This is a genomic window from Streptomyces sp. NPDC005202 (assembly GCF_040608235.1).
In the GTDB taxonomy this organism is placed as follows: Bacteria; Actinomycetota; Actinomycetes; order Streptomycetales; family Streptomycetaceae; genus Streptomyces.
Genome location: NZ_JBEXHW010000003.1, coordinates 21,897 through 48,191 on the forward strand (window position 1 = coordinate 21,897; position 26,295 = coordinate 48,191).

At 71.2% G+C, this 26,295-nt stretch carries 18 protein-coding genes and 8 pseudogenes; 12 read left to right on the forward strand and 14 right to left on the reverse strand.

All coding sequences use genetic code 11. The features are described from left to right. Positions 1-134 precede the first annotated feature (134 nt). The 4 genes and pseudogenes from ABZV31_RS06745 to ABZV31_RS06760 all read left to right on the forward strand — a co-directional run bounded on the left by ABZV31_RS06745 (position 135) and on the right by ABZV31_RS06760 (position 4,327). Positions 135-908: an MHYT domain-containing protein gene (locus ABZV31_RS06745; protein ID WP_355889120.1), complete on the forward strand. Its 774-nt coding sequence runs from the start codon at positions 135-137 to the stop codon at positions 906-908. 59 nt (positions 909-967) lie between these two features. Further along, positions 968-2,919: pseudogene (locus tag ABZV31_RS06750) on the forward strand (ATP-binding protein). A 149-nt stretch (positions 2,920-3,068) separates the two neighbouring features. Further along, complete coding sequence (locus tag ABZV31_RS06755) at positions 3,069-3,482, forward strand: DUF742 domain-containing protein (protein ID WP_355890047.1); 414 nt, start codon at positions 3,069-3,071, stop codon at positions 3,480-3,482. A 239-nt stretch (positions 3,483-3,721) separates the two neighbouring features. After that, positions 3,722-4,327 carry an ATP/GTP-binding protein gene (locus tag ABZV31_RS06760; RefSeq protein WP_355889123.1) on the forward strand — a complete coding sequence of 202 codons (606 nt, stop codon included), beginning with the start codon at positions 3,722-3,724 and terminating at the stop codon, positions 4,325-4,327. A gap of 62 nt (positions 4,328-4,389) precedes the next feature. On the opposite strand, the gene ABZV31_RS06765 is transcribed toward ABZV31_RS06760, so the two are convergent. Then, on the reverse strand, positions 4,390-4,818 hold the full coding sequence (locus ABZV31_RS06765; protein WP_355889126.1) for a PPOX class F420-dependent oxidoreductase: 429 nt from the start codon (positions 4,816-4,818) through the stop codon (positions 4,390-4,392). 93 nt (positions 4,819-4,911) lie between these two features. Between ABZV31_RS06765 and ABZV31_RS06770 the strand changes: the two genes are divergently transcribed. Both ABZV31_RS06770 and ABZV31_RS06775 read left to right on the forward strand, forming a co-directional pair. Then, positions 4,912-5,325: a roadblock/LC7 domain-containing protein gene (locus tag ABZV31_RS06770; protein ID WP_355889128.1), complete on the forward strand. Its 414-nt coding sequence runs from the start codon at positions 4,912-4,914 to the stop codon at positions 5,323-5,325. Positions 5,326-5,449: 124 nt separating this feature from the next. Then, positions 5,450-6,397 (forward strand): DUF6397 family protein, encoded by a 948-nt coding sequence (locus ABZV31_RS06775; RefSeq protein WP_355889131.1) that lies wholly within the window; start codon positions 5,450-5,452, stop codon positions 6,395-6,397. A gap of 138 nt (positions 6,398-6,535) precedes the next feature. On the opposite strand, the gene ABZV31_RS06780 is transcribed toward ABZV31_RS06775, so the two are convergent. Both ABZV31_RS06780 and ABZV31_RS06785 read right to left on the reverse strand, forming a co-directional pair. Further along, positions 6,536-7,402: an acyl-CoA thioesterase II gene (locus ABZV31_RS06780; protein WP_355889134.1), complete on the reverse strand. Its 867-nt coding sequence runs from the start codon at positions 7,400-7,402 to the stop codon at positions 6,536-6,538. Positions 7,403-7,421: 19 nt separating this feature from the next. After that, positions 7,422-9,935, reverse strand: a complete 2,514-nt coding sequence (locus ABZV31_RS06785) for a DUF3516 domain-containing protein (protein WP_355889137.1) — start codon at positions 9,933-9,935, stop codon at positions 7,422-7,424. Positions 9,936-10,080: 145 nt separating this feature from the next. On the opposite strand from ABZV31_RS06785, the gene ABZV31_RS06790 reads away from it, so the two are divergent. Next, on the forward strand, positions 10,081-10,875 hold the full coding sequence (locus tag ABZV31_RS06790) for a metal-dependent hydrolase (RefSeq protein WP_355889140.1): 795 nt from the start codon (positions 10,081-10,083) through the stop codon (positions 10,873-10,875). Positions 10,876-10,934: 59 nt separating this feature from the next. Here ABZV31_RS06790 and ABZV31_RS06795 read toward each other — a convergent pair whose 3' ends face one another. The 4 genes and pseudogenes from ABZV31_RS06795 to ABZV31_RS06810 form a co-directional block, all read right to left on the reverse strand. Next, complete coding sequence (locus ABZV31_RS06795) at positions 10,935-11,213, reverse strand: type B 50S ribosomal protein L31 (RefSeq protein ID WP_355889143.1); 279 nt, start codon at positions 11,211-11,213, stop codon at positions 10,935-10,937. Between the two features lie 63 nt (positions 11,214-11,276). After that, positions 11,277-11,747, reverse strand: a complete 471-nt coding sequence (locus ABZV31_RS06800) for a DUF5709 domain-containing protein (protein WP_355889146.1) — start codon at positions 11,745-11,747, stop codon at positions 11,277-11,279. Between the two features lie 558 nt (positions 11,748-12,305). Then, a pseudogene (locus ABZV31_RS06805) lies at positions 12,306-14,087 on the reverse strand (ABC transporter ATP-binding protein). Next, positions 14,084-16,072 (reverse strand): annotated as a pseudogene (locus tag ABZV31_RS06810) (ABC transporter ATP-binding protein). Before ABZV31_RS06810 ends, ABZV31_RS06805 begins: the two co-directional pseudogenes overlap by 4 nt. Positions 16,073-16,479: 407 nt before the next feature. On the opposite strand from ABZV31_RS06810, the gene ABZV31_RS06815 reads away from it, so the two are divergent. Both ABZV31_RS06815 and ABZV31_RS06820 read left to right on the forward strand, forming a co-directional pair. After that, positions 16,480-17,226 (forward strand): L,D-transpeptidase family protein, encoded by a 747-nt coding sequence (locus tag ABZV31_RS06815; RefSeq protein WP_355889149.1) that lies wholly within the window; start codon positions 16,480-16,482, stop codon positions 17,224-17,226. Between the two features lie 134 nt (positions 17,227-17,360). Continuing rightward, a pseudogene (locus tag ABZV31_RS06820) lies at positions 17,361-17,744 on the forward strand (peptide-N4-asparagine amidase); the annotation flags it as partial. Between the two features lie 277 nt (positions 17,745-18,021). Here ABZV31_RS06820 and ABZV31_RS06825 read toward each other — a convergent pair. Beyond that, complete coding sequence (locus ABZV31_RS06825) at positions 18,022-18,477, reverse strand: MarR family transcriptional regulator (RefSeq protein ID WP_355889153.1); 456 nt, start codon at positions 18,475-18,477, stop codon at positions 18,022-18,024. Positions 18,478-18,590: 113 nt separating this feature from the next. Here ABZV31_RS06825 and ABZV31_RS06830 point away from each other — a divergent pair, with 113 nt between their 5' ends. Both ABZV31_RS06830 and mltG read left to right on the forward strand, forming a co-directional pair. Continuing rightward, on the forward strand, positions 18,591-20,393 hold the full coding sequence (locus ABZV31_RS06830; RefSeq protein ID WP_355889156.1) for an ABC transporter ATP-binding protein: 1,803 nt from the start codon (positions 18,591-18,593) through the stop codon (positions 20,391-20,393). A 43-nt stretch (positions 20,394-20,436) separates the two neighbouring features. After that, a complete protein-coding gene (gene mltG / locus ABZV31_RS06835; RefSeq protein ID WP_355889159.1) occupies positions 20,437-21,282 on the forward strand; it encodes an endolytic transglycosylase MltG in 846 nt (281 codons plus the stop codon). A gap of 40 nt (positions 21,283-21,322) precedes the next feature. Here mltG and ABZV31_RS06840 read toward each other — a convergent pair whose 3' ends face one another. The 3 genes and pseudogenes from ABZV31_RS06840 to ABZV31_RS06850 all read right to left on the reverse strand — a co-directional run. Continuing rightward, positions 21,323-22,402 (reverse strand): NAD(P)-binding domain-containing protein, encoded by a 1,080-nt coding sequence (locus ABZV31_RS06840; RefSeq protein WP_355889162.1) that lies wholly within the window; start codon positions 22,400-22,402, stop codon positions 21,323-21,325. Positions 22,403-22,444: 42 nt separating this feature from the next. Then, positions 22,445-22,819, reverse strand: a pseudogene (locus tag ABZV31_RS06845) (LLM class flavin-dependent oxidoreductase); the annotation flags it as partial. Positions 22,820-22,821: 2 nt separating this feature from the next. Further along, positions 22,822-23,193: pseudogene (locus ABZV31_RS06850) on the reverse strand (ABC transporter substrate-binding protein); the annotation flags it as partial. A gap of 69 nt (positions 23,194-23,262) precedes the next feature. On the opposite strand from ABZV31_RS06850, the pseudogene ABZV31_RS06855 reads away from it, so the two are divergent. Beyond that, positions 23,263-24,136 (forward strand): annotated as a pseudogene (locus tag ABZV31_RS06855) (LLM class flavin-dependent oxidoreductase); the annotation flags it as partial. Here the strand turns inward: ABZV31_RS06855 and ABZV31_RS06860 are convergent. From ABZV31_RS06860 to ABZV31_RS06870, 3 genes and pseudogenes are all read right to left on the reverse strand, one after another. Beyond that, positions 24,098-24,637, reverse strand: a pseudogene (locus tag ABZV31_RS06860) (ABC transporter substrate-binding protein); the annotation flags it as partial. The pseudogenes ABZV31_RS06855 and ABZV31_RS06860 sit on opposite strands and share 39 nt — an antisense overlap. A 37-nt stretch (positions 24,638-24,674) precedes the next feature. Continuing rightward, positions 24,675-25,412 (reverse strand): ABC transporter ATP-binding protein, encoded by a 738-nt coding sequence (locus ABZV31_RS06865; protein WP_355889165.1) that lies wholly within the window; start codon positions 25,410-25,412, stop codon positions 24,675-24,677. Continuing rightward, positions 25,385-26,287, reverse strand: coding sequence for an ABC transporter permease (locus ABZV31_RS06870; RefSeq protein WP_355889168.1), 903 nt, complete (start codon positions 26,285-26,287; stop codon positions 25,385-25,387). The genes ABZV31_RS06865 and ABZV31_RS06870 overlap by 28 nt, the downstream gene beginning before the upstream one ends. Positions 26,288-26,295 lie beyond the last annotated feature (8 nt).

Genomic DNA, 26,295 nt, shown 5'->3' on the forward strand with positions numbered 1-26,295 from the left:
CCGGCACGGATGACGTCGCGGCGCACACGTTCGAGCGTGACGCGATCGTTCAGGGACCTCTCGGCGACATATTCCATCACCTTTCGAAATGCGCCCCCTTTGTGCGCCCCTACGCCCACTAGCGTCCCGGGGCCATGGGACACCTGGACCACGCCACCTTCGGCTGGCTGACCCCCGTGCTGTCGTACGCGATGGCCTGCATCGGCGCCGCGCTGGGGCTGCGCTGCACGGCCCGCGCGCTCGCCGCCACCGGACGCTCCCGCCGCAACTGGCTCGTCACCGCGGCCTCCGCGATCGGCACCGGCATCTGGACCATGCACTTCGTGGCAATGCTCGGCTTCGGTGTCGGCGGCACCGACATCCGCTACGACGTGCCGCTGACTATCCTCAGCCTCCTCGTCGCCGTGGTCGTCGTGTGCGCGGTCGTCTTCGCCGTCGGCTACAGCTGCGACCGCCGTCGCGCCCTGTTCCTCGGCGGACTCACCACCGGGCTGGGCGTGGCGAGCATGCACTATCTGGGCATGGCGGCGGTGCGTCTGCACGGCGACGTGCGCTACGACCCGCTGCTCGTCGCCCTCTCCGTCGTGATCGCCGTCGTCGCGGCGACCGCCGCCCTGTGGGCCGGACTCAACATCAAGTCGCCCATCGCGGTCACCGCCGCCTCCCTCGTCATGGGGGCCGCCGTCAGCAGCATGCACTACACCGGGATGTTCGCGGTGCGTGTGCACATCACACCCTCCGACGCGCTCCTCCCCGGGGCCACGGCGATGCAGTTCATCTTCCCCCTCGCCGTCGGCCTCGGGTCCTACCTCTTCCTGACGTCGGCCTTCGTCGCGCTGTCGCCCACGGCGGGGGAGCGCGAGGCGTCCGCCTCGGCCCAGCGGCCGGTCGAGAGCGCCGTCCGCTAGCAGGACGGCCGGCGACGGCCCGGACGGCACGCCCCCAGACCACTCCCGAGCGAGGAGCCATGCGCACACCCCGCAGGACCCCCACAGGCGTCGAGACGCCCTCCCCGCCGCCCGTGCGCGGCCGCCGTGCGCATGCCGGGCCGCCCGCCGACGAAGGGGGCGACGAACCGGTCGCCGCGGGGCAGGACGACACACCCACCCGTGCGGGACGCTGGCGGACACGCCCCCGCACCGTGCGAGCCAAGATCGTCTGCCTGCTCATGGTGCCGGTCGTCTCCCTGCTCGCCCTGTGGGCGTACGCCACCGTCAGCACCGCCCAGGACATCTCCCGGCTGCGGCAGTTGCAGCGCGTGGACTCCGAGGTGCGGGCCCCCGTCGCGGCATACGGGCGGTACACCAGGGCCATCTCGGCGGCCTTCGGCGTGGGCGGGGCGCTCACCGGCATCCAGGACGCCGACCTCGGCTCCGACGCGCGCGTGCTGCTCGAATTCTCCCGCGCAGGTGAGGCATTGGCCCAGGAACACGTGGTGCTCTCCAGCGCCCGCCTGGCGGGCGGCCTGGAGGGAGAGCGGCTGAGGATCTTCACGGGCACCGTCGACACGCGCCGCACCCTCACCGACGCCGCCGTCACGTGGCCTCGTCGTCGAGCTGGTGAGCCTGCGCAACAGCGCCCTGGACATCGCCCGCCGCAAACTTCCCGAGGCCATGCGGAAACTGCACGCGGGCGAGGAGATCGACATCCGGGCCGAGGCCCCGCCCGGGCCGCCTTCGGAGGACGAGGCAGGACAGGTCGCCGAGGCTCTGGGCACCGTGCACCGCGCCGCCGTGGAGCGCGCCGAACTCGCCAGCGGCATCTCCGGGGTCTTCGTCAACCTCGCCCGCCGCAGTCAGGTCCTCGTCCACCGCCAACTGAGCCTGCTGGACAGCATGGAGCGGCGCTCCGAGGACCCGAACGAGCTGAGCGACCTCTTCCGGCTCGACCACCTCACCACCCGCATGCGGCGCCACGCGGAGAGCCTGATCATCCTCTCCGGAGCGGCGCCCGGCCGCGACTGGCGCATGCCGGTCTCCCTGACGAACGTGGTCCGCGCGGCTGTCTCCGAAGTCGAGGACTATGCGCGCGTGGAGGTACGACAGCTCCCCGAGGCGTCCGTCATCGGAGCGGCCGTCGCCGACCTCACCCACCTGCTCGCCGAGATCGTGGAGAACGCCGCCCAGTTCTCACCGCCCCACACGCGCGTGCGCATCACTGGCGAACCTGTCGGCAACGGCTACGCCGTCGAGGTCGAGGACCGGGGTCTGGGCATGGGGAAGGAGACCCTCGCCGGGGCCAATCGCCGCATCGCCCAGTCAGAGGCGCTCGACCTGTTCGACAGCGACCGGCTCGGACTTTTCGTGGTGAGCAGGCTCGCTGCCCGCCACGGCATCAAGGTGCACCTGCGGACCTCGCCCTACGGCGGCACCACCGTGGTCGTCCTGCTGCCCACGGCCCTGCTGCACAGCGGCGCGGCGGAACGTTCCCCCCGTGCCGCGGCGGAACGTTCCCCCCTTCCCCCCCCGCGCCGCGGCGGACCAGGAGCGGTCCGCGCAACGCGAGTACGCGCGCGTGCCCGGTGCCGCACAGCACCAGGAGTCCGTTCCGGCACCGGCCGACCGGCCCGCACTGGCCGCTTCGGTGCAGGCCGCACCGGAGACTACGACCGACACCCCGCCCCCCAAAGTCACCACCGTGCGGCTGCACCGTCCCCCAGAGGACCCCGACGGCTCCGACGACCTCCCGCGGCGTGTGCGGCAGGCGAGCCTCGCCCCGCAACTGCGCGGGCAGCGCGCTGAGGAACCGGCGCGCGCTCAGGCCCCCCGCAGCGACGACCGGCGCACGCCCGAAATCGTACGGGACCGCATGGCCGCGTACCGCGACGGCTGGGCACGCGGCGGCAGCAGGCAGCCCGGTCGCGGTGCCACCCCGGAGCCCGAAGCCGGCAGCGACAGCAGCGAAGGAGACCCCGCATGATCCAGGACCCCAGCATGAGGGCCGCCCAGCGGTCAGGCGAACTCGACTGGCTGCTGGACGACTTGGTGCTGCACGATGCGCCGGCTCGCGGCCACGTGGCACGGCGCGGCCGCCCGCCGCCGGATAAGGCGAAAGGGCGGTCCGCGCAGATGACCGAGGACATGAGGGGCGCCCAGCGCGAGCCGGGCAGTCAGTGGTACGACAGCGAGGCCGGACCGCTAGTCCGCCCGTACGCCATGACGGGCGGGCGCACCAAGCCCGGTCCCACCGGTGTGCGTTTCGACCTGATCGCCCTCGTCACGCTTGACCCGGGCGCGCCCGGCGTGGACGACGACACCGCGCTTGGGCCGGAACACCGGACCCTCATCGACCTGTGCCGGGGGGAGACGCAGTCGGTCGCCGAACTCGCCGCGGGCGCCGACCTGCCCGTCGGGGTGGTCAGGGTGCTCCTCGGAGACGTCCTGGAACTCGGCTGCGTCACCGTCAGCCGTCCGGTGCCGCCCCCGCAGCTCCCCGACGAAAGGATTCTGCGTGAGGTGATCGAGGGATTGCGGGCGCTGTAGATGACGGATCAGACCCCATCGCCGAGCGCACGCGTCCCCGTTGCGCACCCGTCCTGGCACCGAATGGGCGTGAGACGGTCACATCGGAGAAATTGCGGTCCAATCCCTCGAAGGGGTGCCGCAGTTGTCATGATGCTGACTTCGCATCCCTGCACCGAAGCCCCGCGCGGACGCCGCGCCAGTGCGCGGCAAGCCCTCAACACGTCGACCGTTGCCGCCACTCCTGAGAGAAGTGATCCATGGTCTCCGAGCGCTCCGATGCCCCGGGTGGCGAGACGGCCGCCCTGGCGTTGAAGATACTGGTCGCCGGCGGATTCGGCGTGGGAAAGACCACACTGGTGGGCGCGGTCAGTGAGATCCGGCCGCTGCGGACCGAGGAACTGCTGAGCGAAGCCGGCCAGTTGGTGGACGACACCGACGGCGTGGACCACAAGGTCACCACGACCGTCGCCATGGACTTCGGGCGCATCACCATCCGGTCCGGCCTCTCCCTCTACCTCTTCGGCACGCCGGGCCAGGACCGCTTCTGGTTTCTGTGGGACGAACTGTCGCAGGGAGCCCTCGGCGCCGTGGTCCTCGCGGACACCCGGCGGCTCGAGGACTGCTTCCCCGCGGTGGACTACTTCGAGCACCGGCGCATCCCGTTCGTGGTGGCCGTCAACTGCTTCGCAGGCGCCCGCACCTACGGCGCCCACGACGTCTCCCGCGCCCTCGACCTCGACCGGGGAACGCCAGTCGTCCTCTGCGACGCCCGTGACCGCGACTCCGGGAAGGAGGTGCTGATCCGGCTCGTCGAGTACGCCGGGCGAATGCACACCGCCCGGCTGCTCGACTCCGTGGGCTGACCGGAATCCTTCGGACGCCGACAGGTGGACAGCCGGCGCGGGCTTCCGGACGGCACCCGCCCTCAGTCCGCGAGGTCCCTCAGCGCCATCACCTTGTCGATCGTGACACGGACGAGCAGTTCGCCCGGGACGCCGTTGCGCACGCCGAACTCCTCGGCGCGCTCCTCGCCCATGTAGCGGCCGCCGATGCGGGTGGCCCAGTGCCGAAGCTCTTCGAGGTCCTCCGACAGACGGGCGCGGCCCTGCAGCACCACGAAGGAGAACGGTGGCCGCTCGTCGTCCACGCACAGGGCGACCCGGCCGTCACGTGCCAGATTGCGTCCCTTCACGGTCTCCTTCCCGGTGTTGAACACCACGTCGTCCCCGTCGAGCACGAACCAGATCGGCGCCACGTGCGGGCTCCCGTCGGCCCGGACGGTCGACAGCTTGCCGGTGCGGGTACCGTGCGAGACGAACGCCCGCCATTCCTCGTCGGTCATCTTCTGCGCCATGTCCCCATCCTCCTTGCCGGGACAGCGGTCGTGGGGAAGGCTGGCGGGAGATCCTCCGGCCAGGGGGGATCCATCACACGGGGAGATCGCATCATGGCGCAGAAGCCAACACTTGGCTGGCTGCTGGACGACCTGACCGAGCGTGTCCAACACGTACGGCACGCACTGATCCTGTCCAACGACGGTCTGGTGACGGGCGCGAGCACGGGACTGCGACGCGAGGACGCGGAGCACCTCGCAGCCGTCTCGTCCGGGCTGCACAGCCTGGCCAAGGGCTCGGGACGTCACTTCGGCGCGGGCAGGGTGCGCCAGACGATGGTCGAGTTCGACGACGCGGTGCTGTTCGTCACGGCCGCCGGCGCGGGCAGTTGCCTGTGCGTCCTCACCGGTGCGGAGGCCGACATAGGCCAGATCGCCTACGAGATGACCCTGCTCGTGAACCGAGTCGGTGAGCACCTCGACGTGGACGCCCGCCAGCCCGAACGAGCTCCGGCAACGGACCTCTGACCTGCGCGTTCGTCGTCTCCCGTGGAGTTATCCACAGGCTCGCCACGAGATCCGCAGCACCGGCTACGGTTTTTCCGGGCGGGCGCACACGGCGCGAGCCACACACTCCACGGGGGAGACGAGCATGTCCAGCAACACCATCACGCATGAGGTCACGCCCACGGCGGAACAGGTCACAGGGAAGCGCGAAACGCCCTTCACCCAGAGCCGAGCGGCCAGGGAACTGGGCCTCAAGCGGAGCCAGTTCGACCTGGCCGTCCACCTCGGCCACATCCGCACCGTCCCCGACGAAGGGGGAGGCGGCCGCCGCGTCCCCCGCGCGGAGATCGAGCGGCTGCGTGCGCAGGAGGGCTTCCCGGAAGCGCTGCAGAAGCGCGTCGAGGCCGTGGGCACCAAGGAGGGCGCGGCCATCATGGAGGTGACCGCAGCCAGGTTCACGCGACTCGCCCGCCTGGGACTTGTGGTACCGGTCACGTTCTACCTCAACCGCTACCGGGCCGTGGTGTGGCTGTATCTGGCTGACGAGCTTCGGCAGTTCGCGGCCGACGCGAAGAGCGCCTCGCTGCTGAACCGGCCCCTGCCCGAGGGACTGAGGGACCAGTTGGCTGCGGGCCTGGACCTGCGCCCGCGCAACTGGCGCGGACGCCACATGGGCTTCCTGCTGCGCCAGGCCGACGACCCGTGGGAGCGGGCGGCCGCCGTGGCGTCGTTGCTCGACCCGGTCCAGGTTTCGGAGATCATCAGCAACCCGTATGAACGCGCCTACCTGAACCGTTTCCGGCCGCGGCCGCCCGCCCACGGCACACCGGGCTCGCCCGCCGCCCACCTCGCCGAGCGGATCATGACGGCGGACGACCCCGACGAGATCGGCTGGCTGCGGGCCGACCTGACCCAAGCACTGGAGGAGGCGCGAGCCCACCGGCCGGCGCCACGACCCGCGCCACGACCGGCGCCACGACCGGCCCCGCGGCGCACCGACCGGCGTCCGGAACCGGAACGGCATCCGACCGCGCCCGAGCAGTCCGAGCGGTCACGCGGCCTGCTGGGCCGGTTCTTCCGCAGAGGTGCCTGAGCCGCCGGACGAAGCGACAACCGGACCACCGTTCGCCGGACCACCGGTCCCCGGACAACAGGTCCACGAGCCCCCGGACAACAGGTCCCCGGACAAGGAGCCCCCGGTCCACCGGCCCCCCACCGGCCGGGCGCCTGCCTACAGCGCGCGGAAGAGCCCCTCCTGGACGACCGACACCAGCAGGCGACCCTCCACGTCGTAGATGCGCCCGCGGGCCAGACCCCGGCCGCCCGTCGCGATCGGGGACTCCTGGTCGTACAGGAACCACTCGTCCGCGCGGAACGGCCGGTGGAACCACATGGCGTGGTCCAGCGACGCCATGTCGAAGCCGCGCGGGCCCCACAGCGGCTCGACCGGGATGCGCACGGCATCCAGCAGGGTCATGTCACTGGCGTAGGTCAGCGCGCAGGTGTGCACGAGCGGGTCGTCGCCGAGCGGCCCGACCGCGCGCATCCACACGGCGCTGCGCGGCTCGGCGTCCTTGACCTCCTCGGGGGTCCAGCGCAGCCGGTCCACGTAACGGATGTCGAAGGGCTGGCGGCGCGCCATGCGCTCGAACCGCTCGGGCAGCTCGCCCAGGTGCTCCCGGATCTCGTCCGTGACCGTCGGCAGGGACTCCGGGTCCGGGACCTTGCGGGCCGGCGGCAGCTGGTGCTCGAAGCTCCCCTGTTCAGGTTGGTGAAAGGAGGCGGTCAGATTGAAGATCGTGCGGCCCTGCTGCACGGCGGTGACCCGGCGGGTCGTGAAGGACCGCCCGTCCCTCACCCGCTCGACCTGGTACACGATCGGCACCCCCGGTCGGCCAGGACGCAGGAAGTACGCGTGCAGCGAGTGCACCGGGCGCTCGCCGTCCGTGGTGCGCCCGGCGGCTACCAGCGCTTGGCCCGCCACCTGGCCGCCGAAGACCCGCTGCAGGGACTCCTGCGGGCTGCGGCCGCGGAAGATGTTGACCTCGATCTGCTCCAGGTCGAGCAGGTCGACGAGCCTTTCGGCCGGGTTTGTCATGGGTGGGATTCTCCTGTGCTCACAGCTGGCCGACGTCGGTGACGCGGACGACCGCCCGGCCCTCCGCGTCGGAGGCCGCAAGGTCGACCTCCGCGCTGATGCCCCAGTCGTGGTCGCCGTTCGGGTCGTCGAAGATCTGCCTCACACGCCACAAGCCGTTCTGCGGCTCTTCCTGGATCACCAGCAGCTTGGGGCCGCGGGCATCGGGACCGGTGCCGAGGTCGTCGTACTGCTCCCAGTACTTGTCCATCGCTTCGCCCCAGGCCTCGGCATCCCACCCGGACTCGGCGTCCATCTCGCCCAGCTCCTCGATCCGGTCGAGGGCGGCGAGCTCGACGCGGCGGAACATCGCGTTGCGGACCAGGACGCGGAAGGCGCGCGCGTTGGTGGTGACCGGCTTCACCTGGTCGGCCTTCTCCTGGGCCTCCTCGGCGGTCATCTCCTCCGGGTTGGCCAGCTGCTCCCACTCGTCCAGCAGGCTGGAGTCGACCTGGCGCACCATCTCGCCGAGCCATTCGATGAGGTCCTGAAGGTCCTCGGACTTCAGGTCGTCCGGGATGGTGTGCTCCAGGGCCTTGTAGGCGCTGGCGAGGTAGCGCAGCACAATGCCCTCGGTGCGGGCCAGCTCGTAGAAGGAGACCAACTCCGTGAACGACAGCGCCCGTTCGTACATGTCCCGGACGACGGACTTCGGCGACAGCGGATGGTCGCCGACCCAGGGGTGGCTCTTGCGGTAGGTGTTGTACGCGTGGAAGAGCAGCTCCTCCAGGGGCTTGGGGTAGGTGATGTCCTGGAGGCGCTCCATGCGCTCCTCGTAGTCGACGCCGTCCGCCTTCATCGCCGCCACCGCCTCGCCCCGCGCCTTGTTCTGCTGGGCGACGAGGATCTGCCGCGGATCGTCCAGCGTGGACTCCACGACGGACACCATGTCCAGCGCGTAGGACGGCGACTCGGGGTCCAGCAGTTCGAACGCGGCGAGCGCGAAGGTGGACAGCGGCTGGTTGAGCGCGAAGTCCTGCTGCAGGTCGACCGTGAGGCGGACGATGCGGCCCTCGGCGTCCGGCTTGTCGAGCTTCTCGACGATGCCGCCGTCCAGCAGCGAGCGGTAGATTGCGATCGCGCGCCGGATGTGCTTCAGCTGCTGCTTGCGCGGCTCGTGGTTGTCCTCCAGCAGGTGCCGCATCGCCTCGAAGGCGTTGCCGGGACGGGCGATCACCGACAGCAGCATCGTGTGCGTCACTTGGAACCGGGACGTCAGTGGCTCCGGTTCGGAGGCGATGAGCTTCTCGAAGGTGTTCTCCGTCCAGCCGATGAAGCCCTCCGGGGCCTTCTTGCGGACGACCTTGCGGCGCTTCTTCGGGTCGTCGCCCGCCTTGGCGAGCGCCTTCTCGTTCTCGATGACGTGCTCGGGAGCCTGCGCGACCACGAAGCCCGCCGTGTCGAAGCCCGCACGCCCGGCGCGGCCGGCGATCTGGTGGAACTCACGGGCGCGCAGCGTGCGGACGCGGTTGCCGTCGTACTTGGTGAGCGCAGTGAACAGCACCGTGCGGATCGGGACGTTGACACCCACGCCGAGCGTGTCCGTGCCGCAGATCACCTTCAGCAGACCGGCCTGAGCGAGCTTCTCCACCAGGCGCCGGTACTTGGGCAGCATGCCGGCATGGTGGACGCCGATGCCGTGCCGGACGTAACGGGAGAGGTTGCGGCCGAACCTGGTGGTGAAGCGGAAGTTTCCGATCAGCTCGGCGATCTGCTCCTTCTCCTCGCGCGAGCACATGTTGATACTCATCAGCGCCTGCGCCCGCTCCACGGCCTGGGCCTGGGTGAAGTGCACGATGTAGACCGGCGCCTGCCGGCTCTGCAGCAGGTCGGTGAGGGTCTCGGTGAGCGGGGTGCGCCGGTACTCGTAGGACAGGGGCACGGGGCGGGTCGCCGAGCGGACCACCGCGGTGGGGCGGCCGGTGCGGCGGGGGAGGTCCTTCTCGAAGAAGGAGACGTCGCCGAGCGTGGCCGACATGAGGATGAACTGCGCCTGCGGCAGTTCGAGCAGCGGGATCTGCCAGGCCCAGCCGCGGTCGGGCTCCGCGTAGAAGTGGAACTCGTCCATGACGACCTGGCCGACGTCGGCGTCCTTGCCGTCGCGCAGCGCGATCGACGCGAGCACCTCGGCGGTGCAGCAGATGACGGGCGCGTCGGCGTTCACGGAGGCGTCGCCGGTGAGCATGCCGACGTTCTCGGTGCCGAAGAGCTTGCACAGCTCGAAGAACTTCTCCGACACCAGCGCCTTGATCGGAGCCGTGTAGAAGGTGACCTCGTCCCGGGCCAGCGCGGCGAAGTGCGCACCGGCGGCGATCATGCTCTTGCCGGAGCCGGTGGGCGTCGACACGATCACGTTCGCACCGGAGACCACCTCGATCAGCGCCTCCTCCTGGTGGGGGTAGAGCGTGAGACCGCGCTCCTGGGCCCACGACTCGAAGGCTTCGTAGAGGGCGTCGGGGTCGGCGGTCGGCGGTAGCTGATCGATGAGGGTCACGCCTCCATCTTGCCTGGCCTGGCGACCGAGGCGGGAATCGGATCCCGGGCCGAAGATCACGACCGCTACGCTGTGTCGCCGACGGGGCATCAGCGCACCGGGCCAACTGGTCAGCGGCACACGAGGAATGGGGCGGGGAACGGCCATGATGGGACCAGCACACTCACTGTCGGGCGCCGCGGCCTGGCTCGGCGTCGGAGCGGCGGCCGCCGCGGCGGGGCATCCGATGCCCTGGCCGGTCCTGTTGTGCGGCGCGCTGATCTGCGCGGGCGCCGCGCTCGCCCCGGACCTCGACCACAAGGCCGCCACCATCTCGCGCGCCTTCGGGCCGCTCTCGCGCGGGCTCTGCGAGATCGTCGACAAGCTCTCGTACGCCGTCTACAAGGCGACCAGGAAGCAGGGCGACCCGCGCCGCTCCGGCGGGCACCGGACGCTCACGCACACCTGGCTGTGGGCGGTGCTGATCGGTGCGGGCACCTCCGTCGCGGCGATCGCCGGAGGGCGCTGGGCGGTGCTGGCGATCCTGTTCGTGCACATGGTGCTGGCCATCGAGGGCCTGCTGTGGCGGGCGGCCCGCGGGTCCAGCAGCGACATCCTGGTGTGGCTGCTGGCCGCGACCAGCGCGTGGATCCTGGCCGGAATCCTGGACAAACCGGGCAATGGCTCGGACTGGCTGTTCACGGCACCGGGCCAGGAGTACCTGTGGCTGGGGCTGCCGATCGTGCTGGGCGCCCTGGTGCACGACATCGGGGACGCGCTGACCGTCTCCGGGTGCCCGATTCTGTGGCCGATACCGGTGGGCCGCAAGCGCTGGTACCCGGTGGGTCCGCCGAAGGCCATGCGGTTCCGGGCGGGCAGCTGGGTCGAGCTCAAGGTGCTGATGCCGGCGTTCATGCTGCTCGGCGGAGTGGGCTGCGCGGCCGCGCTCAATTTCATCTGAGCACCAGGCACACCCACGCTCACCCCGGCTCGACGCTCCGCCCCTCCGCAGGTGCCGGCTCAGGCCATGCCGTCCCCGCCGGAGCCCTGCCCCGCGCCGCCGCCGTATCGCCGTTCGAACTGGGCGATGCGGCCTTCGGAGTCGACCGTGCGGGCCTTGCCGGTGTAGAACGGGTGGCTTTCCGAGGAGATCTCCACGTCCACCACCGGGTACGTCTCGCCGTCGTCCCACTCGATGGTCTGGTCGCTTGTCGCGGTGGACCGGGTCAGGAAGGCGTATCCGGCGGCGCGGTCGCGGAAGACGACGGGGTGGTAGTCGGGGTGCTTGTCCTGTTGCATGCGTACTCCTTGTGCCGCGGGCGAGGCGGGGGAGAGGGCGACGGCGCGTGGACGGCGGCGTCATCACCTGTACTGGGTGTCGTCGTCGACGACGTGCATCGCGGCCTCCTCGGCGGAGGCGGCCGCGCCGTCGATGCCCACGTCCGTGGCGATCAGCGCGCTCTCCTCGTCCTCGTGTGCGCCCTCGTCCGGCGCGACAAGACGGCCGGAGCGGGCGGCGCCGACCTCGTCGTCCAGGGGTTCCCCGTCGGTGCCCTGGCAGTCGCCGATGCCGTCGCCGTCGGGGCCGACGAGATCAGGCAGCTCTTCGGCGAGGCGCTGGTCCAGGCTCTCCCCCTGCCGGCGCTCCGCTGCGGTCACACCGGAGTGCTCCACCGCCCACGGCCGCTCCGGAGGGGACCAGCCGCGGTCCAGGGGATCGCCGACACCGTCGTTCTCCAGCGTGTCCTCCGCGTCGAGCAGTCCCGCGTCGTCCTGGATCTCGGATGCGTCGGGCTGATAGACGTCGTCTCCCCATCCGTCGGCGCTGTCCACGGGTACCTCCAGGTGGTGGGGACGGGCCCGTTCTCACCGCGGCCGGCGGCCGACCGCCGATGCGCGGGGCACAGGCCTCACCCGGCGCGAACCGGAGGGTTCCCGGGCGCTCCCCGAGCCGGTGCCGATATCCAGCCTTCCACCCCTGTTCGGCACTGCGCAACGGCACGACACGGTGCCGGTCACCGATCCGTGCACCGCCCCGCCGTCGGCCCGCTCCGGCCCTGGTCACCGCAGCCGCGGACGACTGCACTCACAGGGCGGGGACGGCGGCCGGGACCGCCGGGGAGGAGATGTCGTGGTCTGCGCCGCGGCGAAGGTCGGCTGGGTGACCCTGCCGCGACGGACCGCCCCGGACGGCGCCGCGAGCGTGGGGCCGACCCGTGTCGTCGAGCCGCCTCGGCCGCCTGTGCCGGGGAGTGCCGAGGGCGCGGCGCGGTGGGTGTCCTCGGCCTGTCCCGGCCGGGCTGCCCCGGCCGCGCCCCAGGCCTCACCGGGGCGGCCCTGCCATGGCTCAGCTCGGCAGCACGGCCCCTTTGCGGCCCGGATCTGCCCCGCTCACCCGTGCCACGATCGCCACAGGGCCGCATAGGCGCCGTTCGCCGTGACCAGCTCGTCGTGGCTGCCCAGTTCGCTGACGCGGCCGTTCTCGACGACGGCGATGACGTCCGCGTCGTGAGCGGTGTGGAGCCGGTGGGCGATGGCGACGACGGTGCGGCCGTCAAGGACGCGGGCCAGGGACCGCTCGAGGTGACGGGCCGCGCGTGGGTCGAGGAGCGAGGTCGCCTCGTCCAGGACCAGCGTGTGCGGGTCGGCCAGCACCAGGCGGGCCAGCGCGATCTGCTGGGCCTGCGCCGGCGTGAGCGCGAGGCCGCCCGAGCCGACCTCGGTGTCCAGGCCGTCCTCGAGCGCACGTGCCCAGCCCTCGGCGTCGACCGCACCCAGCGCCGCCCACAGTTCGGCGTCGGCCGCGTCGGTGCGGGCAAGCAGGAGGTTGTCGCGCAGGGAGCCCACGAAGACGTGGTGCTCCTGGTTGACGAGGGCGACGTGGGAGCGGACGCGTTCGGCGGGCAGCCGGGACAGTTCGGCACCGCCGAGGGTGATCCGGCCGTCCCGGGGGGCGTAGATCCCGGCGAGCAGCCGGCCCAGCGTGGACTTGCCCGCGCCGGAGGGGCCCACCAGAGCCAGCCGGGTGCCCGGCGCGACCTCCAGGGACACGTTGCGCAGCACGTCCACGCTTTCGCGGTAGCCGAAGTGCACCCGGTCGGCGCGCACGTCCCGTCCGTCCGGCGCCAGCGAGGCGTCCCCGGCGTCCGGCTCGATGTCCCGGACGCCGACCAGCCGGGCCAGAGACACCTGGGCCACCTGCAGCTCGTCGTACCAGCGCAGGATCAGCCCCACCGGGTCGACGAGAATCTGCGCGATGAGCGCGCCCGTCGTCAGCTGGCCGACCCCGACCCATCCCTGCAGGACGAACATGCCGCCGACCATCAGCACGGAGCCGAGCACGGTCACGTGGGTGACGTTGATGACTGGGAAGAGCACCGAGCGCAGCCAGAGCGTGTAGCGCTCCCACGCCGTCCACTCCTTGATCCGGCGTTCCGACAGCGCGACGCGGCGATCGCCGAGGCGGTGTGCCTACACGGTGCGTCCGGCGTCGACCGTCTCGGCGAGGGCCGCGGCCACGGCGGCGTATCCGGCGGCCTCCGAGCGGTAGGCGGAGGGTGCCCGCCAGAAGTACCAGCGGCAGCCGACGACCAGCAGCGGCAGGGCGAGCAGCACGGCGGCGGCAAGCGGAGGCGCGGTGACGACGAGGCCGCCGAGCAGCAGCGCTGCCCACACCACGCCGATCGCCAGCTGCGGCACGGCCTCGCGCATCGCGTTGGCGAGCCGGTCGATGTCCGTGGTGATGCGGGACAGCAGGTCGCCGGTGCCGGCCCGCTCCAGCACGCCCGGCGGCAGGCCGACCGACCGTACGAGGAAGTCCTCGCGCAGGTCGGCCAGCATCTGCTCGCCGAGCATCGCGCCGCGCAGCCGCACCTGTCGTACGAACACGGCCTGGACCAGCAGCGCGAGCACGAAGAGCCCCGCCGTCAGCCCCAGATGGAGCTCCCGCGCGCCGTCCGACACCCGCTCGACCAGGGCGCCCAGCAGCCACGGGCCCGCCATCGAGGCCAGCACGGCGACCGTGTTGACGATGATGAGGAGCAGGAAGGCACGGCGGTGCCGGCGGAACAGCTCGGCCACGTAGGCGCGTACGGTCGCGGGGGCGCCGACGGGCAGGGTGTTCGCCGTCGTTGGGGCCGCCGGGTCGTACGCCGGTGGCGCCACGCCGATCATGCGGTCTCCTCCATCCCTTCCAGTGCGCCCCGTAGGGCTGCCTCGTCGTCGTCCAGTGCGCCTCGCGGGGTTGCCTTGTCGTCGTCCAGTGCCCCCCGTAGGGCTGCCTCGTCGTCGCCCAGCGGACCCCGCGGGGCTGCTTCGACGCCGCCCGGTCCGCCCCTTTCCACTTCCACCGCGGCCTCCTCGTCCTCCGAGGAGCCCCGCGGCGCCCCGCTGTCCTCCAGCAGCACGTCGTTCAAGGCGCGCTCTTCGTCGGTCTCCCGCGTCACCACCGCCCGGTACCGGGGCTCGGTGTGCACCAGGTCGCGGTGTACGCCGACCGCCGCGACCTCGCCTTCGTGCACCAGCACCACCCGGTCGGCGAGGTCCAGGAGCAGCGGCGAGGAAGTGAACACCACCGTGGTGCGCCCGGCGCGCAGGCTGCGCACGCCCTTCGCGATCCGGGCCTCGGTGTGCGAGTCGACGGCGGAGGTCGGTTCGTCCAGGACGAGCACCTCCGGGTCGGTGACGAGGGACCGGGCCAGGGTCAGACGCTGGCGCTGGCCGCCGGAGAGGGACCGGCCGCGCTCGGTGATCCGGACGTCCGTCGGGTGCTCGGCGTCCACAGACGCCTGTGCGAGCGCTTTCCAGGACGGTCCCCGCACTGCGCGGCCGCCAGCGCCTCCTCGGCAGTCACGTCTCCCGACGCGGGCACATCGAGCAGCTCACGCAGCGAACCGGACAGCAGCACCGGGTCCTTGTCCTGGACCAGGACGGCCGTACGGGCGGAGTCGAGCGGCAGTTCGTCGAGCGGTACGCCGCCGAGCAGCAGCACCGATGCACCGCGCTCGGCGGGGTGGCCGCCCAACCGTTCGGCCAGCCGGCCCGCCGCGTCCGGGTCGCCGCACACCACGGCGGTCAGACGTCCGGCGGGCGCCAGCAGTCCGGTCGCCGGGTCGTACAGGTCCCCGGACGGCGCCTCGGCCGAGCGCGTCCCCGCGGTGTCGGTGGCCCGCTCCAGTGACAGCACCCGGGCGGCCCGTCTGGCCGACGGCCGGGAGAAGGAGTACGCCATGGCGATCTCCTGGAAGTGCCGCAACGGATAGGTGAGGACCATGACCGAGCTGTAGACGGTGACCAGTTCGCCGACGCTGATCCGGCCCGCGCGGGCCAGGTGAACGCCGTGCCATGACCACGATCAGCAGCAGACCGGGCAGCAGCACCTGGATCGCGGAGATCAGGGACCACATACGGGCGCTGCGCACGGCCGCGTGCCGGACCTCCTGGGAGGCGCGGCGGTAGCGGTCGAGGAAGAGTTCCTCGCCGCCGATGCCGCGCAGCACGCGCAGGCCGGCGACGGTGTCCGAGGCCAGTTCGGTGGCGCGGCCCGCCTTCTCGCGCTGGACGTCGGCGCGCCGGGTGGCGGGGGGCAGCAACGGCAGCACCGCGAGCGCCAGCACGGGCAGGCCGACGGCGACGACGACGCCGAGTGCGGGCTGGTAGACCAGCAGGCCGACGCAGACCAGCACGATGGTGACTGCCGCCGCGGTGAACCGGGACAGGGCCTCCACGAACCAGCCGATCTTCTCGACGTCGCCGGTGGAGACGGCCACGACCTCGCCGGCGGCGACCCGTCGCGTCAGCGCCGGGCCCAGCTGGGCGGCCTTGTGGGCGAGCAGCTGCTGGACGCGGGCGGCGGCGGTGATCCAGTTGGTGACCGCCGCGCGGTGCAGGAAGGTGTCACCGAGCGCGTTGCCGGCGCAGCACAGTGCCATCAGCCCGCCCGCGGTGGCGAGCCGCGCACCGGAGCGGTCGACGACCGCCTGGACGGCGAGGCCGACACAGAACGGCAGGGCGGAGACCGAGGTGAAGTGCAGCAGCCCCCAGGCCAGCGCCTTCACCTGCCCGCCCAGCTGGTTCCGCCCCAGCCACCACAGGAATCGGGGACCCGAGCGCGCGTCCGGCACACCCGGTTCGGGATACGGAAGGTCTTGAATCTGCATGACGTCCCAGTGGCTCGTGTCAGAGGGCGGAAGGGACCGCGACGGGCGGCAACAAGCCGGACAGCTTGGCGTCGCAGCGTGGTCGGAGGCAACCGGTTTTCTGCGGCGGGGGACGTATTCGGCTGTGAGCTGTCGTGGGTCGGCGACCGTCCGGCAGTGTTCCGTCGGCGCCCAGAAGTCCGAGTCCGTGTGCACCACATGTCAGGGATCCGTGTGCACCTCATGTCAGGAATCCGTGTGCACCTCATGTCAGGGATCCGTGTGCACCACATGTCAGGAATCCGTGTGCACCTCATGCCAGGGATCCGTGTGCACCACATGTCAGTCTGTGCGCCCAAATGTCAGGGATAGGGTCAATCGGCCGTATTCCGAAGGAATAGTCCTGATTGCGATGCCACGATGAGGTCATGCGGAGCGGCGATGCGAGGCGTGCGGCGGTCGCGGCGGCGACCTGCGGTTTCTTTCTGACGGCTCTGGCCGCGTGCGGCAATCCGCGGACGGGGGCCGACCACGGTGCGGTGCCCAGACCCGGCGGCACAGAGGGAACCACCCGGCCGGGCCCCGCGGAGCCGTCCCGTGTTCCGGGTGTCGGCGACCGGCTGTGGCAGCAGGTCCCCGTCGACACCGGCCAGGTTGTGGCTGTTTACGGCGAACAAGAGGACTCCCCGAACTCCACGCTAGTGCTGTACGAGAAGCGCGGAGCCACGTGGGACCGGACCGGCAGCTGGCCGGCGCACAACGGCAGGCAGGGCTGGGCCACCGACCATCACATGGACGACGAGCGCAGCCCCGTAGGCGTGTTCACGCTCTCCGACGCAGGAGGCATCCTCGACGACCCGGGCACCCGACTCCCGTACCTGCAGGACAAGGAAGCCTTCGTCTCTCCTTTCTCCTGGGACGAATCGCACTGGCGCGACTTCGACTACGTCATCGCCATCGACTACAACCGCCTCCGGGGCACTCCGCCGTTCGACCCGACCCGGCCCGAGGGTGAGGAGAAGGGCGGCGGAATCTGGCTGCATCTGGACCACGGCAACGGCACGTTGGGCTGCGTGAGCGTCCCTGAGTTCGCGATGGAGTACCTGCTGCGCACGCTCGACCCGAAGCAGAACCCTGTGGTGGTGATGGGAGACAGGGCGAATCTGCAGGCCTAGGGGAGGCCTAGGGGCAATGGCTGATCGAGGCCCTGCGGTTCCGTGTCCTCATTGCGGTGGCGGCCAACTCCCCGTAGAGCACGAACCATGAGAAGCGGGGTAGTCATGTCCATGCTCACCGGAGCAAGACCACCGACGGACTCGACGCCACCTGGACGGACGACGAGACGGTCACCGTCGCCGGGCACGTCGGACCGCCCAAGGCCACGCACACCCACCGGACGTACACGATGAACGGCACCACGACCATCGGCGCGGACGACCGGCTGCGCACCGTCCTCACCCTGGGCGACCGCGCGGTGGTCGTCGGGGCGCGGGGCGGTGGGCGCACCGCCTGGTCGCGGCTCGAGGACACCTGCGCCGGGGACGCCACGTACACGCTGAACGTGCCGCGCGACCAGCGGCACGCGGTCGGCACGACGAGCGAGTGCTACCGGCTGTACGGCTCCGACGGGTGCTACGACCGTGCGCTGACCGCCGTGCAGGGAGTGCTCACGGAGGACCGCAGCGGCTGCTGAGCCGGCCTGTGTGCGATGCGTCACTCGGCGCGTGATGTACACCGCTGTGACACGGCGGTCTCGGACGGGATCAACACCATCTCCTGGTGCAGAAGCTGCACCAGGACGGCTGCCGCGACGACGCCGTGGGTCTGGTGCCGCCCACCGGCTACTCCTTCAACCTCGACCACGCAGGTCAGTCGATCCCGGCGCCCGAACGGGCCGCTCGTTCCTGCTCCTGGGCAGGACGCGGCCCGTCACTGTGCTGCGCCTCGGAGTTCGGGTGCCAAGGCCCGGCTCAGCAGCGGCGTCCCCGCTCGGGCATGTCTCCCACCAGCGTGTCCAGCAGCTCGCCGAGCACCTCGCGCTGCCCGTCCGTCAAAGGGGCGAGGATTTCCTCCGCGGCGGCCCTGCGCGCGGAGCGGAGCTCGCGCAGGGCCTTGCGCCCGTCGTCGGTGAGCTCGATCCGGATCACCCGGCGATTGGCGGGGTCGGGGACGCGGCGCACCTTGCCGCTCGCCTCCAGCCCGTCCACGAGCGTGGTCACCGCGCGGGGCACGACCTCCAGGGACTCGGCGAGATCCGCCATGCGGGGCGGGTCGCTGAAGTGTGCGAGGGTGCGCAGCAGCCGGGACTGGGCCGGGGTGATGCCCAGGTCGCGCTGCTCCAGATGCCGCTTCTGGATGCGGTGCACCCGGCGGGTGAGCCGCAGCAGCTGCTCGGCGAGCGGGCCGTCGTGATCGGGGGTGGTCATGCGGGAACAATATCAGGACCTTGTTCATTGTGAGTATGGGTAACAATAAGGTAGGATGTGTCAGCGTCGTGGCCGGCTCATGGGTCGGCGCCCTCCCCTCTCCGTAGGAGCCCATGCATCCCGACCATCAGCCCTCCTGGACCCCGCCTGCCGATGCCAGGGAACAGCCGCGGCAGGTCCGTCGCATCCTGAAGCTCTTCCGTCCCTACCGTGGTCGTCTCACGATCGTCGGCCTGCTGGTGGGCGCCGCCTCGCTGGTCTCCGTCGCCACGCCTTTCCTGCTCAGGGCGACCCTAGACATCGCGATCCCGCAGGGCCGCACCGGCCTGCTGAGCCTGCTCGCCCTCGGCATGATCCTCAGTGCCGTTCTCACCAGCGTCTTCGGCGTCCTGCAGACCCTGATCTCCACGACCGTCGGCCAGCGCGTCATGCACGACCTGCGCACCGCCGTCTACGGCCGCCTCCAGCGCATGTCGCTCGCCTTCTTCACGCGCACGCGCACGGGCGAGGTGCAGTCCCGCATCGCCAACGACATCGGCGGCATGCAGGCCACCGTCACCTCCACCGCCACCTCCCTGGTCTCCAACCTCACCAGCGTGGTCGCCACGATCGTCGCGATGGTCGCCCTCGACTGGCGGCTGACCGTCGTCTCGCTGCTGTTGCTGCCGGTGTTCGTGTGGATCAGCCGCCGCGTGGGCAACGAACGCAAGAAGATCACCACGCAGCGCCAGGAGCAGATGGCCGCGATGGCCGCCACGGTCACCGAGTCGCTCTCCGTCAGCGGCATCCTGCTCGGCCGCACGATGGGCCGCTCCGACTCGCTGACCCGGGCCTTCGCCGAGGAGTCCGAGAGCCTGGTCGACCTCGAGGTGAGGTCCAACATGGCCGGGCGCTGGCGCATGGCCGTCATCGCGATCGTCATGGCCGCCATGCCGGCCGTCATCTACTGGACCGCGGGCGTCGCTCTCCAGCTCGGCGGCCCGAAGGTCTCCATCGGCACGATCGTCGCGTTCGTCTCGCTCCAGCAGGGCCTGTTCCGGCCGACCGTCAGCCTGCTGTCGACCGGCGTCCAGATCCAGACCTCGCTCGCGCTCTTCCAGCGCATCTTCGAGTACCTGGACCTGCCGATCGACATCACCGAGCGCGAGGAGCGGGTCCACCTCGACCGCGTCAAGGGCGAGGTCCGCTTCGAGGACGTCACGTTCCACTACGACGACAAGAGCGGCCCGATCCTCGACGGCATCGACATCACGGTCCCGGCGGGCAGCAGCCTCGCGATCGTCGGCCCGACCGGCGCCGGCAAGTCCACGCTCGGCTATCTGGTGCCCCGGCTGTACGACGTGACGGGCGGCCGCGTGACCCTCGACGGCGTCGACGTCCGCGACCTCGACTTCGACACCCTCGCCCGCGCGGTCGGTGTCGTCTCCCAGGAGACGTACCTCTTCCACGCCTCGGTTGCCGAGAACCTCCGCTTCGCCAAGCCCGACGCCACCGACGAGGAGCTGTACGCGGCGGCGAAGGCGGCCCAGATACACGACCACATCGCGGCCCTGCCCGACGGCTACGACACGATCGTCGGCGAGCGCGGCCACCGCTTCTCCGGCGGCGAGAAGCAGCGCCTGGCCATCGCCCGCACCATTCTGCGCGACCCGCCGGTCCTCCTCCTCGACGAGGCGACCAGCGCCCTGGACACCCGTACGGAAGCCGCCGTTCAGGAGGCCATCGACGCCCTGTCCGCCAACCGCACCACCCTCACCATCGCGCACCGCCTGTCCACCATCCGCAGCGCCGACCAGATCGTGGTCCTCGACTCCGGGCGCGTGGCCGAACGCGGCACGCACGAGGAGCTGCTCCGGCTCGACGGGCGCTATGCGGCCCTGGTCCGCCGGGACGCGCAACTGGAGCCGACAAGCTGACCATATGCCGGGTTTGTGACCCTGTGCGGGTTACCGTGCCCGCATGCAGACGAACACTCCGTCACGGAGCACGATCCGACTGACGCGCCGGGGCCGGTTGGCCCTCGTCGTGTCCGGGGCCGTCGTGGCCGGCATCGCCGTGGCGGTGCCGCTGCTGACCCTGGGCGACGACGGGGACACGCGCCTCAGAACCCTCGTGATCCCCGAGGGCTGGCGCGCGAGCCAGGTCTACGACGCCGTCGACAAGGCCCTCGCCCTGCCCGCCGGCACCACGAAGAAGTCGCTCGCGAGGGCCGACCTGAAGCTGCCGAACGAGGCCGAGGGCAACCCGGAGGGCTACCTCTTCCCGGCGACGTACCCGGTCGACGACAAGGCGACCCCGGAGTCGCTGCTGTCCTTCATGGTCGACACCGCGAACAAGAAGTTCAACGGAGCCCCGATCGCCGCCGGCGCGCAGCGCAACTCGATGAACCTCTACCAGGCGGTCACCATCGCGAGCATCGTCCAGGCCGAGGCCGCCTCGAAGGCCGACTTGGGAAAGGTGGCCCGGGTCGTCTTCAACCGGCTGGAGCGCGGCATGCCGCTGCAGATGGACTCCACCATCAACTACGCCCTGAACCGCTCCACGCTCCGCACGAGCGCGAACGACACGCGGGTGGAAAGCCCGTACAACTCCTACCAGCGCATGGGGCTGCCGCCGACTCCCATTGACAGCCCCGGCGAGGACGCGATGCGCGCCGCGATCAACCCGCCCCCGGGCAACTGGCTTTACTTCGTCACGGTCAAGCCGGGCGACACGCGCTTCACGGCCGACTACGCCGAGCACCTGCGCAACATCGCCGAGTTCAACGCCGTCCCAAAAAGCCGCAGCCCGCAGCCGGCGAAGTGAGCCGTGTGGAGGACGTCACGCGGGGGCCTCACGCGAGGCCTCACGCGGCGGCGGCCGGCTCCTCCGCCAGCAGCCGCCTGATGTCCCGTACGGCCGCACGCCCGGCCCGGTTGGCGCCGATGGTGCTCGCCGAGGGGCCGTAACCGACCAGATGGATGCGGGCGTCGGCGACTGCGCTGGTGCCCTCGACGCGGATCCCGCCCCCCGGCTCGCGCAGCTTCAGCGGCGCCAGATGGTCGAGGGCGGCCCGGAACCCGGTCGCCCACAGGATGACGTCGGCGTCCACCCGCCGCCCGTCCTTCCATTCGACGCCGTCCGGGGTGATCCGGTCGAACATCGGCTGCCGGTCAAGGATCCCGTCCTTCAGTCCCTGCCGGATTGCGTCGTTGAGGATCAGGGCGGTGACCGAGACGACACTCCTGGGCGGCAGTCCCTGCCGCACCCGCTCCTCGACGAGCGCGACTGCGGCACGGCCCGCGTTCTCGTCGAACGGCGCCTCGCGGAAGACCGGCAGCCGTCGGGTCACCCACGTGGTGGCGGCCGCGTACGGGGCGATCTCCAGCAGGTGCTGCGTGCCGGACGCGCCCCCGCCCACGACGACGACCCGCTGCCCGGCGAACTCCTCGGGTCTTGCGTACTGCGCGGTGTGCAACTGCCGCCCGCGGAAGGTCTCCTGGCCCCGATAGCGCGGCCAGAACGGCCGGTCCCAGGTGCCGGTCGCGTTGATCAGCGCCCGCGTCGACCACGTGCCGTCGGAGGTCTCGACGAGCAGCCGCCCGCCGGAACCCTCCCGCACCGCGCGTACATCCACCGGCCGCCGCACCCGCAGATCGAAGGTGCGCTCGTACGCGGCGAAGTACTCGCCGATGACATCCGAGGAGGGCCGCGAGGGATCGGCGCCCGTCAGCTCCATCCCCGGCAGCGCGTGCATGCCGTGCACCTTGTCGTACGTCAGCGACGGCCACCGGAACTGCCAGGCGCCGCCGGGACCGGGGGAGTGATCGAGCACCACGAAGTCGCGGTCCGGCTCGAAGCCGGTGCGCCGCAGGTGATAGGCGCTGGACAGTCCGGACTGACCAGCGCCTATGACGACTACCTCGACCTCGCGCGTGTTGTTCACGCTTCTACTTACGGCGCCGCGGGCGTGGATCTTCCCGCCCGCTCAGCGCCCGCTCGCGACGAGGACCGGCGCACCGGCCGGACCGGCCGCACCGTTCAGCAGCCCGCGGGCCGCAAGCTCCGGGATCACCCCTTCCCCGAACCAGTACGCCTCCTCCAGGTGCGGATAGCCGGAGAGCACGAAGTGCTCCACGCCGAGGGCGTGGTACTCCTCGATCCGGTCGGCGACCTCGGCATGGCTGCCGACCAGCGCGGTGCCCGCGCCGCCGCGGACCAGACCGACGCCCGCCCACAGGTTGGGGTGGATCTCCAGTTTGTCGCGGGAGCCGCCGTGCAGGGCCAGCATGCGTTGCTGGCCCACCGACTCGCTGCGCCCGAGCGCCGCCTGCGCGGCCGCGATGGTGTCCGCGTCGAGGTCGCCACGAAGTCGCCGAAGTCCACCTTGCGCGGGATGAGCTTCAGGCTCGTGAAGGTGTCCGCGATCTGCTGCTCGGAGGCGATCAGCGGCTTGTCCACGGCGACCGGGACCCGGGAGGCGTTGGTGCGCTTCACGGAGGCGAGCGCCACCTCGTAGGGCAGACCTGTGTTCTTCGCCCACACCTTGGCCCACTCCTCCGGGTGCGCGTAAACCCAGTCCTGGGCACGCCGCAGCCGCTGGAGGTAGTCCCTGATGGCCGCGGCCTTCTTCTTGTCCTTCAGCGCGCTCGGCGCCGCCACCTGGAAGGTGAGGCCGTTGGTGATCCCCTCGCCGGTGGTGAGGACCCGGCCCTGCTTGGCCTGGAGCACCTGTGAGTTTCACCGAGTTCAACGGCAGCCTGCCGCCGTCCACTTCGGCCCCCCGCGTCCTGAAGGGGTCCTGAGATGACCGTCCGTCTCCACTGGTTCCTGCCGACTGGCGGCGACGGCCGTACGCTCGTCGACCGGCATGCGTACGCGCCGAACCCGACGTCGGCGCCGCCCGGCAGGTACGCGGGGTACGTCCGCCGGACATCGAGTACCTCGCCCAGATCGCCAAGGCGGCCGAGCAGTTGGGCTTCGAGGCGGTGCTGACCCCGACCGGTACCTGGTGCGAGGACGCGTGGCTGACGACCGTGGCCCTCGCCCAGCACACCGAACGGCTGAAGTTCCTGGTCGCGTTCCGGCCGGGGCTGATCTCGCCGACGCTGGCCGCGCAGATGGCGGCGACGTATCAGCGGGTCACCCGCGGGCGGCTGCTGCTCAACGTCGTCACCGGCGGCGACTCCACCGAGCAGCGCCGCTTCGGCGACCGGCTCGACCATGACCTGCGCTATGCCCGCACGGACGAGTTCCTGTCCGTCGTCCGAGGGGTGTGGCGGGGAGAGCCGTACGACTTCCACGGCGCGCACTACCAGATCGACGGCGGGCTGACCGCGCTGCCGCCGGACCCCGTGCCGCAGCTGTTCTTCGGCGGCTCGTCGGCGGCGGCCGGGCCGGTCGCGGCGCGGCACGCGGACGTGTACCTGACCTGGGGCGAGCCGCCGGCCCAGGTGAAGGAGAAGATCGACTGGATCCGGTCGCTCGCCGAGCAGGAGGGCCGCACGGTCCGCTTCGGCATCCGGCTGCACACCATCTCCCGCGACTCCGCCGCCGAGGCCTGGGCGACCGCCGACCGGCTGCTGGAGTACGGGTCCCACACCGCCCACGCCTCCACCTTGCCGCTGGTGAACGCGGCCAGTGCGTCGGCCGGCTGGAGGTACTTCACCTTCACGTCGGCGAGCTTCAGCCCGGCCTTGTTGAGGGAGGCGATCAGCTGGTAGTGCGCGGACGAACCCTGCGCGACGGTGATGGACCTGCCCTTGAGCTGCTGGGGTTCGGTCAGCTTCGAGTTGTTCGGTACGAGGATGGCGTCGCCCTCGGACGTGCCGTGCCAGGCCGCCACCACCGTGATCTTCGAGTTGGCGCCCGCCGCGAAGACCGGCGGGGTGTTGCCGACGCCGCCGACGTCGACGGCCCCCGCGTTGACGGCCTCCAGCAGCGGCGGGCCGGAGGTGAAGGTCGACCACTTGATCTTGTAGTCGAGGTTCTTCAGTTCACCGGCGGCGCGCAGTACGGCCTCCGAACCACCCTTCTGGTCACCGACGTTGAGCGTGAGGAAGCCCTTGCCGTCGGTGCGGCCGGCGCCGGCCGAGGTCTCGGCTGCCGAGTTCCCGCCGCAGGCGGTGAGCAGAAGGGCGAAAGGGAGGAGCAGCGCGGCGGGGACGACGCGTCGTCGCATGGCGGTTCCGTTCGTGTTCAAGGGAGATGAAGAGGGATCAGGCGGCTTCGGCGGCCGTGTCGACGCCGAGGCGTTCCAGCAGTCCGGCGCGCAGCTCGGCGAACCGGGGGTCGGTGATGTCGCGCGGGCGGTCGAGCTCGATGGACTGCTCGTGCGCGATGACGCCGCTGGCCATCACCAGGACGCGGTCGGCGAGCAGGACCGCCTCCTCGACGTCGTGCGTCACCAGCAGCACGGCGCAGCCCCGGCGCTGCCACAGCTCGCCCACCAGGCGCTGGGCCTTGATGCGGGTGAGCGCGTCGAGCGCGCCGAAGGGCTCGTCGAGCAGCAGCAGATCGGGCTCGCGCACCAGCGCCCGGGCCAGGGAGGCACGCTGGGCCTCGCCACCGGAGAGGGTCTTGGGCCAGGCGTCCGAGCGGTGGGAGAGACCGACTTCGGTGAGCGCCTGCTCGGCGACGGCGCGTGCGGGCTTGCCGGGCAGGCCCAGCAGCACGTTGCGCCACACCTTCTTCCATGGCATCAGCCGGGGTGCCTGGAAGGCGACGGCCTTGCGCCGCGGGACGAGGACGGTGCCCTCGATGTCGCGGTCGAGGCCGGCGAGGATGCGCAGCAGCGTGGACTTGCCGCAGCCGCTGCGGCCGAGCAGCGCGACGAACTCGCCGGGGCGAACGTCGAGTTGGAGGTTGTCGAGGACGGTGCGGCCGTCGAAGGAGCGGGTCAGCCCCTCGACGTGCACCGTCTGGTTGATCACCAGACGGTGAACGTCGGTCGCCATTGCAGCAGCAGCCTTTCGAGGGAGCGGACGACGAAGTCGGCGAGCAGGCCGAGGAAGGCGTAGACGATCAGGCAGACCACGATCACATCGGTCCGCAGGAAGTCCCGCGCCTGCACCATGAGGAAGCCGATGCCGGAGTCCGCGTTGACCTGCTCGGCGAAGACGAGGGCGAGCCAGGAGATGCCGAGGGAGTAGCGCAGCCCGGTCATCGCGCCGGGCAGCGCGCCCGGCAGCACCATGTGCCGCACCAGTCCCCAGCGCGACAGCCCGAGGGACTCCCCGGCCTCGATCAGCTGGGCGTCGACGCCGCGGATGCCGGCGTAGACGTTGAGGTAGAGCGGGAAGGTCACGCCCAGCGTGATGATCGCGACCTTCGGGGCCTCACCGATGCCGAACCAGATGATGAACAGCGGGATGAGCCCCACGAACGGCACGGTCCGCAGCATCTGGACGGGCGCGTCCACGAGATCCTCGCCGATCCGGAACAGCCCGGAGACCAGGGCGAGGCCGGTGCCGATGACGGTGCCCAGCAGCAGACCGACAGCGACGTGCTGGAGCGACGTCCCCATGGCCGAGGGCAGCGAGCCGTCGGAGATCAGATCCCCGGCGACCTGGGCGATGCGGCCGGGGGAGGCGAGCACGTCGGCCCTCAACACGCCGGTGCTGCTGAGGAGTTGCCACATCGCCAGCAGCAGGAGCGGCCCGGTGGTACGGCGCAGCCAGCGGGGCACGCGGGTGCGGCGGGAGGAGCTGGGGACCAGGGGGACGAGATCGATGGCAGACCGGTCGGGGGCGTCGGTCTTGCCCAGGTCAGGCCGGGAGATATCTGAAATATCGGGTTCGGTCGAGCCGGGCGGGGCGTGGCTGATGCTCATGAGTGCTC

Excerpts from the sequence above, each read along its gene's own strand:
- ABZV31_RS06745 (WP_355889120.1), top strand. The coding sequence starts at position 135 with ATGGGACACCTGGACCACGCCACCTTCGGCTGGCTGACCCCCGTGCTG.
- ABZV31_RS06755 (WP_355890047.1), top strand. The coding sequence starts at position 3,069 with ATGACCGAGGACATGAGGGGCGCCCAGCGCGAGCCGGGCAGTCAGTGG.
- ABZV31_RS06760 (WP_355889123.1), top strand. The coding sequence starts at position 3,722 with ATGGTCTCCGAGCGCTCCGATGCCCCGGGTGGCGAGACGGCCGCCCTG.
- ABZV31_RS06765 (WP_355889126.1), bottom strand. The coding sequence starts at position 4,818 with ATGGCGCAGAAGATGACCGACGAGGAATGGCGGGCGTTCGTCTCGCAC.
- ABZV31_RS06770 (WP_355889128.1), top strand. The coding sequence starts at position 4,912 with ATGGCGCAGAAGCCAACACTTGGCTGGCTGCTGGACGACCTGACCGAG.
- ABZV31_RS06775 (WP_355889131.1), top strand. The coding sequence starts at position 5,450 with ATGTCCAGCAACACCATCACGCATGAGGTCACGCCCACGGCGGAACAG.
- ABZV31_RS06780 (WP_355889134.1), bottom strand. The coding sequence starts at position 7,402 with ATGACAAACCCGGCCGAAAGGCTCGTCGACCTGCTCGACCTGGAGCAG.
- ABZV31_RS06790 (WP_355889140.1), top strand. The coding sequence starts at position 10,081 with ATGATGGGACCAGCACACTCACTGTCGGGCGCCGCGGCCTGGCTCGGC.
- ABZV31_RS06795 (WP_355889143.1), bottom strand. The coding sequence starts at position 11,213 with ATGCAACAGGACAAGCACCCCGACTACCACCCCGTCGTCTTCCGCGAC.
- ABZV31_RS06815 (WP_355889149.1), top strand. The coding sequence starts at position 16,480 with ATGCGGAGCGGCGATGCGAGGCGTGCGGCGGTCGCGGCGGCGACCTGC.
- ABZV31_RS06825 (WP_355889153.1), bottom strand. The coding sequence starts at position 18,477 with ATGACCACCCCCGATCACGACGGCCCGCTCGCCGAGCAGCTGCTGCGG.
- ABZV31_RS06830 (WP_355889156.1), top strand. The coding sequence starts at position 18,591 with ATGCATCCCGACCATCAGCCCTCCTGGACCCCGCCTGCCGATGCCAGG.
- mltG (WP_355889159.1), top strand. The coding sequence starts at position 20,437 with ATGCAGACGAACACTCCGTCACGGAGCACGATCCGACTGACGCGCCGG.
- ABZV31_RS06865 (WP_355889165.1), bottom strand. The coding sequence starts at position 25,412 with ATGGCGACCGACGTTCACCGTCTGGTGATCAACCAGACGGTGCACGTC.
- ABZV31_RS06870 (WP_355889168.1), bottom strand. The coding sequence starts at position 26,287 with ATGAGCATCAGCCACGCCCCGCCCGGCTCGACCGAACCCGATATTTCA.